This window comes from Acidovorax sp. SRB_24, assembly GCF_012931925.1.
This window is the reverse complement of record NZ_MWOM01000094.1, coordinates 1-12,173: the sequence shown is the minus strand read 5'-3', so window position 1 is coordinate 12,173 and position 12,173 is coordinate 1. Positions and strand designations below refer to the sequence as shown.

The 12,173-nt window shown below is 68.3% G+C and carries 8 protein-coding genes; 5 read left to right on the top strand and 3 right to left on the bottom strand.

Going from position 1 to position 12,173, the window contains the following annotated elements:
- Positions 1-2,588: DNA polymerase I (polA, locus tag B2J89_RS19655; RefSeq protein WP_169170579.1), on the bottom strand; the 2,588-nt coding region annotated here is incomplete at its 3' end.
- Positions 2,589-2,725: 137 nt separating this feature from the next.
- Between polA and B2J89_RS19650 the strand changes: the two genes are divergently transcribed.
- From B2J89_RS19650 to B2J89_RS19630, 5 genes are all read left to right on the top strand, one after another.
- Positions 2,726-4,060 (top strand): serine hydrolase, encoded by a 1,335-nt coding sequence (locus tag B2J89_RS19650; protein WP_205763909.1) that lies wholly within the window; start codon positions 2,726-2,728, stop codon positions 4,058-4,060.
- The gene (locus B2J89_RS19645; protein WP_169170577.1) at positions 3,978-4,331 is read left to right on the top strand and encodes a hypothetical protein; all 354 of its coding nucleotides are present in this window, start codon (positions 3,978-3,980) and stop codon (positions 4,329-4,331) included. The genes B2J89_RS19650 and B2J89_RS19645 overlap by 83 nt, the downstream gene beginning before the upstream one ends.
- Before the next feature lie 116 nt (positions 4,332-4,447).
- A complete protein-coding gene (locus B2J89_RS19640; protein ID WP_169170576.1) occupies positions 4,448-5,398 on the top strand; it encodes a homoserine kinase in 951 nt (316 codons plus the stop codon).
- A gap of 30 nt (positions 5,399-5,428) precedes the next feature.
- A complete protein-coding gene (locus B2J89_RS19635; RefSeq protein ID WP_169170582.1) occupies positions 5,429-6,253 on the top strand; it encodes a BPSS1780 family membrane protein in 825 nt (274 codons plus the stop codon).
- Between the two features lie 186 nt (positions 6,254-6,439).
- A complete protein-coding gene (locus B2J89_RS19630) occupies positions 6,440-8,413 on the top strand; it encodes a PhoX family phosphatase (RefSeq protein ID WP_169170581.1) in 1,974 nt (657 codons plus the stop codon).
- Between the two features lie 212 nt (positions 8,414-8,625).
- On the opposite strand, the gene B2J89_RS19625 is transcribed toward B2J89_RS19630, so the two are convergent.
- Both B2J89_RS19625 and B2J89_RS19620 read right to left on the bottom strand, forming a co-directional pair.
- Positions 8,626-9,756 carry an FUSC family protein gene (locus B2J89_RS19625; RefSeq protein WP_169170580.1) on the bottom strand — a complete coding sequence of 377 codons (1,131 nt, stop codon included), beginning with the start codon at positions 9,754-9,756 and terminating at the stop codon, positions 8,626-8,628.
- A 14-nt stretch (positions 9,757-9,770) separates the two neighbouring features.
- On the bottom strand, positions 9,771-12,173 hold a 2,403-nt coding region (locus B2J89_RS19620), incomplete at its 5' end, for a UvrD-helicase domain-containing protein (protein ID WP_169170572.1).

Sequence of the window (12,173 nt, the reverse complement as noted above, 5' to 3'; positions counted from 1 at the left end):
AGGTCGGCGGCCGTGCCCTGCATGGGCGCGTTGATGGCCGCGCGCTCGGCGCCGCTGCGGCGCGGGCCGTTGGGCGAGTTGATCTCGGGCAGGTACAGGCGCCGGCCCAGCACCGTCTCGACATAGCCCTGCGCCTTGGCCTGGGCCTTGGTCTCGTCCATGTAGCGCTTGACGCCGGGGTAGCGCTGGAAGTAACGGTCTATGTAGGCGGCCGCGGCCTTGGTCTCGATGCCGAGGTTCTTGGCCAGGCCAAAGCTGCTCATGCCGTAGATCAGGCCGAAGTTGATGACCTTGGCATAGCGGCGCTGCTCGCTCGACACCTCGTCGAGCGCGACGCCGAACACCTCGGCGGCGGTCGCGCGGTGGACGTCCAGGCCTTCGCGGAAGGCGTGCAGCAGCGCCTCGTCGCCGCTCAGGTGCGCCATGATGCGCAGCTCGACCTGCGAGTAGTCGGCGCTGGCGATCACGCGGCCCGGCGGCGCCACGAACGCGGCGCGGATGCGCCGGCCCTCGGGCGTGCGGATGGGGATGTTCTGCAGGTTCGGCTCGTTGCTCGACAGGCGCCCGGTCACCGCCACGGCCTGGGCGTAGTGCGTGTGCACGCGGCCGGTGCGCGGGTGGGCGAGCTGCGCCAGCTTGTCGGTGTAGGTGCCCTTGAGCTTGCACAGGCTGCGGTGCTCGAGCAGCTTGGCCGGCAGCGGAAAGTCGAGCGCGAGCTTTTCGAGCACTTCCTCGTCGGTGCTGCGCGCGCCGGTGGCGGTCTTCTTGACCACCGGCATGCCCAGCTTGTCGAAAAAGATCTCGCCCAGTTGCTTGGGACTCGACAGGTTGAACGGCTGGCCGGCAATCTCGTAGGCCTCGGCTTCGAGCTGCACGATGCGCTGGCCGAGCTCGTGGCTTTGCGCGGCCAGCGTGGCCGCGTCGATCAGCACGCCGTTGCGTTCGATGCGGAACAGCGCCTCGCTGCTGGCCATCTCCAGCTCGTAGATGCCGCGCAGCTTCTCGTCGGCCTGCAGCTGCGGCCACAGCACGCGGTGCACGTCGAGCGTCTGGTCCGAGTCCTCGCACGAATAGGCGGCGGCCTTGTCCACCGCCACCTGCGCAAACGGGATCTGGTGCGCGCCCTTGCCGCACAGGTCCTCGTAGCTCAGCCCGCTGCGCCCGGTGTGGCGCTGGGCCAGGCTGGCCAGGCCGTGCGGCTTGTGCACTTCGAGCACGTAGCTTTGCAGCATGGTGTCGTGTGCGTAGCCGCGCACGTCGATGCCGTGGTTGGCGAACACATGGCGGTCGTACTTGACGTGCTGGCCCAGCTTGGCGCGGCTGGCGTCTTCGAGCCAGGGCTGGAGCTTGGCCAGCACGTCGGCGAGCGGCAGCTGCTCGGGCGCGTCGGGGCCGGAATGCGCGAGCGGAATGTAGGCGGCCTCGTTCGGCTGCACGCTCAGCGAGATGCCGACGATCTGGGCGCGCATCTCGTCGAGCGAGGTGGTCTCGGTGTCGATGGCCACCAGGTCGGCCGCCTGGGCGCGGGCCAGCCAGCGGTCGAAAGCCTCCCGGGTCAGCACCGTGTCGTAGGCCACGTCGCGGTGCTGCGCGGCCTCGGCAATCGCCGTGGCGGCCGGGTCGGCGAACAGGTCGGCGGTGCCGCCATCGTCTTTTTTCTTGCCCACCGGAGGCGCGGCGGCGGCGCTGCCATTGGCGGCATCGGCCGGGCCGAGCGCGCGCGCCAGGCCCTTGAAGCCGTACTGTTCATAAAAGCCGCGCAAAGCGTCCTTCTGCTCTGCGCCGACAGCGATGGCGTCGATCGCCGGCAGGCCGGGCACATGGCCGTCGAGGTCGCAGTCGGTCTTGATGGTGACGAGCTGGCGCGCCGTGGGCAGCCAGCCCAGCGCGCCGCGCAGGTTCTCGCCGGCCACGCCCTTGATCTCATGGGCGCGCGCCAGCAGCGCATCGAGCGAGCCGTATTCATTGAGCCACTTGGCCGCCGTCTTGGGCCCCACCTTGGGCACGCCGGGCACGTTGTCCACGGCATCGCCCACCAGCATCTGGAACTCGACCATCTGCGACGGCGGCACGCCGAATTCGGCCGTCACGCCGGCCACGTCGCGCTTCTTGCCGTTCATGGTGTCGATAACGGTGATGTGCGCGTCCACCAGCTGGCTCAGGTCCTTGTCGCCGCTGGAGATGACCACCTGGATGCCCTGGCGCGCGGCCGTGACGGCCAGCGTGCCGATCACGTCGTCGGCCTCCACGCCAGGGATGGCCAGCACCGTCCAGCCAAGCATGCGCACCACGTCGTGGATGGGCGGGATCTGCGCGCGCAGGTCGTCGGGCATGGGCGCGCGCTGGGCCTTGTAGTCGGGGTAGAGGTCGTCGCGGAACGTGGGGCCGGAGGCGTCGAAAATGCAGGCGGCATAGTCGGCGTGCACCTCCTTGCGCAGCGCCCCCATCATGTTGATCATGCCGCGGATGGCGCCCGTGGCGGCGCTGTGCGGGTCGCCGGGCACGGCGCGCAGATCGGGCATGGCGTGGTAGGCACGGTAGAGGTAGCTGGAGCCGTCGACCAGCACCAGGGTTTTTTTGTCGGTCATGCGGCGATTGTGCACACGAACGGGCGCGCAAGCCTTCCCTGAAAGCCCCGGTGTGCCAGGCCCGGAGCCCATCCAATTGCTATGGTTCGGCCCACAATGGCGGCTCCGTGTTCCACCGCCACCTGAGGAGTCCCGCCTTGAAGCCCATCCAGAAGATTGCCCTCGGGGCGCTGCTGGCCCTGGCCGCCATCGGCACGGCCGGCTGGCTCGGCCTCGACCCGGAGACGCGCGGCCTGCTCAAGGCCCTGCCGACGAACCGCGACCTGCTGTTCTGGAGCCAGCCGCAGCGCGACGCCGCCTTCCGCGCGCTCGACCGGCTGCCCGTCCTGGCCCGATCGCATGCCATCGCGGCCAGCGGCACGCCCCGGCCGCTGCCGCCGGGTCCGCCGCTGCCGTTGGCGCTGGACATCGATGCCTACCTGGCCGGCCAGCGCAGCGCGGCGTTGCTGGTGCTGCACGACGGCAAGCTGCGCCTGGAGCGCTACGGTCTGGACTTCGGCAGTGGCGGGCGCTGGACGAGCTTTTCGGTGGCCAAGTCCATGACGTCCACGCTGGTGGGCGCCGCCCTGCGCGACGGCCACATCCGCAGCATGGACGACAAGGTCAGCGACTACATCCCGCAGATGCGGGGCTCGGCCTACGACGCCGTGAGCATCCGCCAGCTGCTGACCATGACGTCTGGCGTCCGCTGGAACGAGGACTACAGCGACGCCAACTCCGACGTGGCGCGGTTCAACAACCACCAGCCCGAGCCGGGCGTGGATGCGCTCGTGAGCTATATGCGCCGTCTGCCACGCGACGTGCCCGCGGGCACGCGCTGGCTCTACAGCACGGGAGAGACCAACCTCGTGGGCATCCTCGTGGGCCAGGCCACTGGCAAGCCCCTGTCGCAGTACCTGCAGGAAAAGGTCTGGGGCCCCGCCGGCATGGAGCAGCAGGCCACCTGGCTGCTCAGCAAGACCGGGCAGGAGATCAGCGGCTGCTGCATCCAGGCCGCGGCGCGGGACTTCGCGCGCTTTGGGCAGTTCATCCTGGAAGGCGCCCTCGCCAACGGCCACAGCGTCGTGCCCGAAAGCTGGCTGCGCGAGGCCACCACGGCGCGCACCGCCATCGGCCAGAGCGGGCGCGGCTACGGCTACCAGTGGTGGACCTATGACGACGGCAGCTTCGCGGCGCGCGGCATTTTCGGCCAGGGCATCTTCATCGATCCCCGGCGCAGGATCGTCATCGCCTCCAACGCCAACTGGGCAGGCGGCGCGCGGGACCCCGTGGCCAGCGCAGCGCGCGAGGCGTTCTACCGGGCGGTGCAGCAGGCGGTGGACGGCGAGGCGGTGGCCGCGCCCACCGCCGCCCCTGTTCCCGCCGCCGCGCGCGACCTACAATCGCGCCATGCGCGCTCTACCACTCCTTTTGCTGCTGGCCCTGGCCAGCGGCCCTGTCCTGGCCCAGAATACCAGCCAAAAACCTGCTGAGCCCAATGCCAGCGAGCGTGAACAGCTATCAAACAAAGAGCAAAAATCCGACCGCCTGAACCAGCGCACCGAGCGCATCCATGTCGAAGACGGGGGCAGCCGCGTCGATGAGCTGCGCATTGGCGGCCAGACCCAGAGCATCAAGGTGCAGCCCAAGGTGGGCAATATGCCCGAGTACGAGGTCCAACCGTCGGATGGCGTGCGCAACCGCCCCCGCAATGGCGCAGAAACCGACACCGGTTCGCGCGTGTGGAACCTCAAGAAGTTCTGACGCGCGCCCCCCATTTGGCGCATCCCGCCGCCGCGTGCAGCGGCGCCCGCACCGCTTCGCGGCCACCCTGGGTATGCGTCCTCTCTTCTAGCCCTATTTCCGTTTTGTCCTGAGCGATGGCCGTATTCACCAAAGTCTCCCTGAAAGAGGCGCGCGAGTTGCTGCGCCGTTTGCAACTGGGCGAGCTGCACAAGCTGCGCGGCATCGAAGGCGGCATAGAGAACACCAACTATTTCGTCACCTGCGAGCAGGGCGAGTTCGTGCTCACGCTGTTCGAGCGCCTCACGGCCGAGCAGCTGCCGTTCTACCTGCACCTGATGCGGCACCTGGCGCACGCCGGCATTCCCGTGCCCGACCCGCAGCCCGACAAGCACGGCAGCATCCTGCACAGCGTGTGCGGCAAGCCCGCCGCCGTGGTCAACCGGCTGCGCGGCCACAGCCAGCTCGCGCCCGGCGCGGTGCACTGCACCGCCGTGGGCGACATGCTGGCACGCATGCACTTGGCGGGGCGCAGCTTCGAGCGCCAGCAGCCGAACCTGCGCGGCCTGCCGTGGTGGAACGAGACCGTGCCCGTGGTGCTGCCGCACGCCAGCCCTGAGCAAGCGGCGCTGCTGCGCGCCGAACTGGCCTACCAGAACCACATCGCGGCCTCGTCGGCCTATGCCGCGCTGCCGCGCGGGCCGGTGCACGCCGACCTGTTCCGCGACAACGTGATGTTCGAGGGCGAGACGCTCACTGGCTTCTTCGACTTCTACTTTGCCGGCGTCGACACCTTCCTGTTCGACCTGGCCGTGTGCCTGAACGACTGGTGCATCGACCTGGAAGACGGCGCGCACGACGCCGCGCGCTTTGACGCCATGCTGCACGCCTACCAGGCCGTGCGCCCCCTCACGGCGGCCGAGCGCAGCCTGCTGCCGGCGCTGCTGCGCGCCGGGGCACTGCGCTTCTGGATCTCGCGCCTGTGGGACTACCACCTGCCGCGCGAGGCATCCATGCTCACGCCGCACGACCCCGGCCACTTCGAGCGCGTTCTGCGCCAGCGCGTTGCGCACCCGCCCCAGGCCTGAGCCGCCGGCGCCCCTCTCCTGCAGGAAACCATGAAACTCCACATCGTCCCCGCCCGCACCGGCATCGCCTGGGTCAAGAGCGGCATCCGCGTGTTCTGGCGCCAGCCCATGGCCATGGCCGCCCTCTTCTTCATGACCATGGCCGCCATGTCGCTGGCCACGCTGGTGCCGCTGATCGGGCCGGCGCTGGCGCTGGCCCTGCTGCCGTCGGCCACGCTGGCCATGATGGTGGCCTCGGCCGAGGCCGTGCAGGGGCGCTTTCCGACGCCCGCCGTGCTGCTGGTGGCGTTTCGCACCGGGCGCCAGCGCCTGCGCCACATGCTGGTGCTCGGCGCGCTGTACGCGATCGGCTTCCTGGCGGTGATGGGGTTCTCGGCGCTGTTCGACGGCGGCCTGTTTGCACAGGTCTACCTGGGCGGCGAGCCCATGACGCGCGAGATCGCAGAGAACCCCGAATTCCAGACCGCGATGTGGGTGTCGATGGCGCTGTACCTGCCGCTGTCGCTGCTGTTCTGGCATGCGCCGGGCCTCGTGCACTGGCACGGCGTGCCGCCCGTCAAGAGCCTGTTTTTCAGCATCGTGGCCTGCCTGCGCAACATGGGCGCGTTCACGGTCTATGGCCTGGGCTGGCTGGGGGTGTTCGCGCTCGGCGGCGTGCTCATCAGCCTGGTGTCGGGCCTGCTGGCCATGCTGGGCGTGTTCAGCGCCGAGTCGGCGCCCGGCGCCATTGGCGGCCTGATGGTGGGCCTGGCAATGGTCATGGCGGCGATGTTCTTCAGCTCCATCGTCTTCACGTTCCGCGACTGCTTCGAGCCGCCCGAGCCCCCCGCAGCGCCGGCGCAAGCCACGCCCTGACGCCCGATCCGCGCGCTCCCCTGCAACCCGGCCTTGGCCGGGTTTCTTGTTTTCAAATGGCTGTCACATTGCGTTTCTAGTATCCGGGCAGGAAACAGGCACTGCGCCTGTTCCAAGCTTTGGCGGACCGCGCGCCTTTTTGGCGCGCCGACTGCCTTTTGCCTCCCTTTTCTGGAAACACCCACAATGCCCCACTCGACGATGCCCACCCGCCGCAAAGCCCTGCAATTCCTGGCCGGCGTGCCTTTGCTGCCGCTGGGCGCTGGCGCCTCTGCCACGCTTTTGGCCGCCTGCGGCGGCGGCAGTGACGATGTCCCCGCCGCGACCTACATGTCCGCCGCCTTCACCGCGATGGCCGCCCCCACGCTGATCGACGCCAAGGCCATGGCCACGACCACGGTGGGCTCGGCGCTGAAGGTGACGCTGAGCGACAAATCGGTGCTGTCGTACGACCTGGCCTACCAGCCCTTCTTCGTGACCGGCGACATGGTGGCCGACGGCAAGGGCGGCAAGACGCTGGCCGGCGGCTACTACGACATCCGCAACCTGCCGATCATCGACGCCACCGTGCCCGGCAAGGAGCGCCAGTACTTCTCCGACTCGCCCGACGGCACCTCGCTGCTGACGGTGCCGGGCGCTAAAGTCGACGGCGTCAAGGGCAATGCGGTATTTGCCGTGGTGCAGTTCGAGTACGCCACCTGGGCCCAGGACGGCAAGACCGACATGTACGGCAAGCTGCCCTCGCCGATCGCCGTGCTCACGCTCGACCAGGATCCCAAGACCGGCAAGCTGACGCTGGTGAAGTACCACAATGTCGACACCTCCAAGGTGCACGGCCTGTGGATCACCTGCGGCGCGAGCCTCTCGCCCTGGGGCACGCATTTGTCGAGCGAAGAGTACGAGCCCGACGCCTTCAATGCCGCCAACGCCCAGCTGCAGGCCTTCAGCCAGAACCTGTACGGCAACGCCGCCACGGCCAACCCCTACCACTACGGCCACATGCCCGAAGTGATCGTCAATACCGACGGCACGGCCAGCATCAGGAAGCACTTCTGCATGGGCCGCATTTCGCACGAGCTGGTGCAGGTCATGCCCGACAACCGCACCGCACTGATGGGCGATGACGCCACCAACAGCGGCTACTTCGTGTTCGTCGCCGACAAGGAAAAAGAGCTGTCCTCGGGCACGCTGTATGCGGCCAAGGTGGGTGCGGGCTTTTCGATCGACCCCACCACAGGCAGCGCCGCAGCGCTGAGCTGGATCAAGCTCGGCTCGGCCACCAGCGCCGAGATCGAGGCCTTGGCCAACACGCTCAAGCCCGCCGACATCATGAGCGTGGTGAAGGCAGACCCGAACGACGCGGGCTACACCAGGATCGTCGCCAACGGCAAGACCGAGTGGATCAAGATCAACCCCGGCATGGAAAAAGCCGCCGCCTTCCTAGAAACCCACCGCTACGCTGCGTATGTCGGCGCCAGCATGGGTTTCACCAAGATGGAAGGCACGACCGTCAACGCCAAGGACAAGATCGCCTACTCGGCGCTGCAGAACGTGCAGGCCTCGATGGTGGCCGGCCATGCCGCCAACGTACCGGGCAACGGCATCTCGGTCCCCAAGCAGCTGGTGGCTGGCGTGGTGATGGCGCTGAACCTTCGGGGCGGCCAGAAGGACACCGGTGGCACTGCCATCAACAGCGAATGGATGCCCGTGGACACCAAGCCCCTGCTGGCCGGCGAGGATCTGCTGGACGCCGATGGCAAGACCCTCAAGGGCGACGCACTGGGCAACACCGCCAACCCGAACAAGATCGCCAACCCCGACAACCTCAAGTTCTCGGAAAAGATGCGCACCCTGTTCATCGGCGAAGACAGCAGCCAGCACGTGAACAACTTCCTGTGGGCCTACAACATCGACACCAAACAGCTCTCGCGCGTGATGTCGATTCCCGCTGGCGGCGAATCCACGGGCCTGCACGCCGTCGACGAGATCAACGGCTGGACCTACATCATGAGCAACTTCCAGCATGCCGGCGACTGGGGCGGCATCCACAGCGTGGTCAAGGACACGCTGGATCCGCTGATCAAGGCCAACTACAAGGACAAGTTCGGCGCGGCTGTCGGCTACCTCACCGGCACGCCAACGCAGATGAAACTGGGCTGATCCCTCTGCGGGCATGCACGTGGCATCCCTTGCACACCGGAAGGCGGGGCTTGTGCCCCGCCTTTTTGCGTTGCGCCAGGCGCTGCGGGCACAGCCCAGCGCAACAGTTCTGCGCCCGAGGCTCCCGAACTGAGAGCGAAATACGGCCTAAACGCAGACAGGGAAAGCGCGAGAAGCTATCAATTCAATAGTATCCGGCCTGCCTGCCCAGTTCAGCGCGCCTTGCTGCGGTGCTCATGCAGGTGCACGCGGTCGTCCACGCTCGAGAAGACCACGGCAAACACGATGCCCAGCGCCGCGCCCAGGATGGTGTCGAGCACGCGCTCGACCGGCATGCTCTGGGCCACCGCCGGCGATGCCAGGTAGGTCATGAGCAGCGCCATGGGCGTGATGGTGATCTGGCCGAGCGCGTAGTTGTAGCCAATGATCACCTCGGTCAGGAACTGGAACGCCACGATCGCCGCCACCACGGTCCAGAACCCAGGCTGCTGCGCCAGCATGGCCCAGACGAGGAAGGAACCCACGATGGTGCCTGCCATGCGCTGCAGTGCGCGGTTCATGGTGATGTGCAGGTGCCCGCCCTGCATCACCGACACCGCGCCAATCGCCGCCCAGGCCGGGTGGTGCCAGCCGGCCATGAAGGCAATCCAGGCCGCCAACGCGGCACACGCGGTGATGCGCCCAGCGGCAATGCACTGGTGCGACCAGGGTGCCACATGCGCAGGCGGCAAGCGCAGCGCCTTGAGTTCCGGGGCGCGCCAGCGGTCCGTCACCAGGCAGGTCAACACCGCCACCACACCGCCGGCCAGGGTCGCCAGCGCCCGGGCCAGCACCTCGGCGCCGCTGCCGACCGGGTTGTATGCAGCGCCGGCCGCAAACACGATGATCACCGCCCCGGGCCCGCCCAGGCTCCACCACGACACCGCGACGGTGGACGCGCCGGCCACAAGGGCCAGCACCAACACCATCATCCACGGCAGCGCGCCGCCCCACGAGGCCAGCGACGGCACCAGCACGCCCAGCGCCAGCAGCAGCGCACAGACCACGACGATGCGCATGCGCCGCTCCACCGTGGCAAAGCGCCCGAACAGGGCCGCCAATCCGCCGAGCGAAGCGAACCCCACCATCTGCGGCCAGGGCGAGAAATGCACTGCCACGATCGCCAGCAGCACGGCCAGCGCGGCCTGCACCCCCGCAATGGTGAAGATGCGCAGCGAGGGCGGCGCGCCGAGCGCCACGCTCTCGGCCCACTGCGCCGGGCTGACGAGATGGCGCGCAGAGGCGCCGCGCGACGCGCCGCGCAGGCGCCGGGATGTCGTTGCGGGATCGTCTTGTTTGGGCATAAAGGATGCCTAGGTCACTCGACCACCGCCAGCTTGGCCACCGACAGCGCCAGCCACTTCGTGCCATGGCGCGGAAAGCTGACCTGCGCGCGTGCGTCGTCGCCCGTGCCCTCGAGCGCCAGCACCTTGCCTTCGCCGAACTTGGTGTGGAACACCGCCAGCCCCACGCGCAGGCCGTGCGATGGCGCGGCCTTCTGCGCCGGGACGGGCGGGCTGGCAAAGGTCTCTGACTTGAAGCCATATCGGCCTCCAGCGCCCGATGGGTAAGCGCCTCCAGCTATGGAATCAGGAGTAAACGTGCCAAAGCCCGCCTGCTTGGGCGTGATCCACTTGAGCGCGCTCTCGGGCAGCTCGTCAAAAAAGCGGCTCTTGAGGTTGTAGCGCGTCTGCCCGTGCAGCAGCCGCGTTTGCGAGTGGCTCAGGTACAGGCGCTTTCGGGCGCGGGTGATCGCCACGTACATCAGGCGGCGCTCTTCTTCGAGGCCCGCCCGGTCGCTCATGGCGTTCTCGTGCGGGAACAGGCCGTCCTCCATGCCGCCGATGAACACGGCGTCGAATTCGAGCCCCTTGCTCGCGTGCACCGTCATCAGCTGCACGGCGTCCTGGCCGGCCTGGGCCTGGTTGTCGCCGGCCTCGAGCGCGGCGTGCGTCAGGAACGCCGCCAGCGGCGACAGCGTTTCGCCGGTGTCGATGTCGACGATGCCGGGCAGGGCCGGCGTCAACGGCGCATCGAGCAGCGGCGCATCCGGGTCCAGCCCCTGGCTGGCCGGGCTTTGCGTCAGCGGTGCACCATGCTCGTCGAGCGGCAGCGCCACGGCGTCGCGGCCAAAGCCCTCCTGCGTGACAAAGCTCTCGGCGGCGTTGACCAGTTCCTCCAGGTTCTCGATACGGTCAGCGCCTTCCTTTTCGGCGCGGTAGTGCGTGAGCAGGCCCGACGACTCGAGCATCTGCTCGATGATGGCGCGCAGCGTCAGGCCCTGCGTCTGCTCGCGCAGCACATCGACCAGCGCGACGAAGGCGCCCAGGTTGGCGCCGGCCTTGCCGGGCACGGCGCTCACGGCGTCGTGCAGCGAGCAGCCGGCCGAGCGCGCGGCGTCTTGCAGCACCTCGACGCTGCGCGCGCCAATGCCGCGCGGCGGAAAATTGACCACGCGCATGAAGCTGGTGTCGTCCTGGGGGTTCTCCAGCAGGCGCAGGTACGACAGCGCGTGCTTGATTTCGGCGCGCTCGAAAAAGCGCAGGCCGCCATAGACGCGGTAGGGCACGGCGGCGTTGAACAGGGTCGACTCGATGATGCGGCTTTGCGCGTTGCTGCGGTAGAGCACGGCGATTTCCTGGCGCGCAAAGCCGTCGCTTCGGACCAGCTGGCGGATCTCGTCGACCATCCAGCGCGCCTCCATCAGGTCGCTGGGCGCCTCGTAGACGCGCACCGGCTCGCCCGGGCCTTGGTCGGTGCGCAGGTTCTTGCCCAGGCGCGCGCTGTTGTGGCTGATGAGCTGGTTGGCGGCGTCGAGGATGTTGCTGTAGCTGCGGTAGTTCTGCTCGAGCTTGATCTGGCGCTGCACATCGAATTCGCGCACGAAGTCCGCCATGTTGCCCACGCGCGCACCGCGGAAGGCATAGATGCTCTGGTCGTCGTCGCCCACGGCGATCACGCTGCCGCGCGGCGCAAAGCGGCCGTCCACCTCGTCGCCCGCGAGCTGCTTGAGCCACGCGTACTGCAGCTTGTTGGTGTCCTGGAACTCGTCGACCAGGATGTGCTGGAAGCGCCGCTGGTAGTGCGCGCGAACCGGGTCGTTGTCGCGCAGCAGCTCGTAGCTGCGCAGCATCAGCTCGCCGAAGTCGACCACGCCTTCGCGCTGGCACTGCTCTTCGTAGAGCTGGTAGAGCTCCACTTTCCTGCGCCCGTCCACGTCGTGCGTGGCCACCGGCACATCGCCCGGGCGCATGCCCTCTTCCTTGCAGCCCGCGATGAAGTACTGCACCTGCTTGGGCGGAAAGCGCTCGTCGTCCACGTTGTGCTGCTTGCACAGGCGCTTGACGGCCGAGAGCTGGTCCTGCGTGTCAAGGATCTGGAACGCCTGCGGCAGACCCGCCGCTTGGTGGTGTGCGCGCAGCAAGCGGTTGCACAGGCCGTGGAAGGTGCCGATCCACATGCCGCGCACGCTGACGGGCAGCATGGCCGAGAGCCGCGCCACCATCTCCTTGGCGGCCTTGTTGGTGAACGTGACGGCCAGGATGCTGCCGGGGGTGGCCAGGCCGTTTTGCAGCAGCCAGGCGATGCGCGTGGTGAGCACGCGCGTCTTGCCCGAGCCGGCGCCCGCCAGGATCAGCGCGTGCCCGGCGGGCAGCGTGACGGCGGCGAGCTGCTCGGGGTTGAGGTGGTGCAGCAGCGGCGATGCGGCGGCGGGCGCGGG

Coding starts and splice junctions, on each gene's coding strand:
- B2J89_RS19635 (WP_169170582.1), top strand. CDS start 5,429: ATGAAACTCCACATCGTCCCCGCCCGCACCGGCATCGCCTGGGTCAAG.
- B2J89_RS19645 (WP_169170577.1), top strand. CDS start 3,978: ATGCGCGCTCTACCACTCCTTTTGCTGCTGGCCCTGGCCAGCGGCCCT.
- B2J89_RS19625 (WP_169170580.1), bottom strand. CDS start 9,756: ATGCCCAAACAAGACGATCCCGCAACGACATCCCGGCGCCTGCGCGGC.
- B2J89_RS19640 (WP_169170576.1), top strand. CDS start 4,448: ATGGCCGTATTCACCAAAGTCTCCCTGAAAGAGGCGCGCGAGTTGCTG.
- B2J89_RS19630 (WP_169170581.1), top strand. CDS start 6,440: ATGCCCCACTCGACGATGCCCACCCGCCGCAAAGCCCTGCAATTCCTG.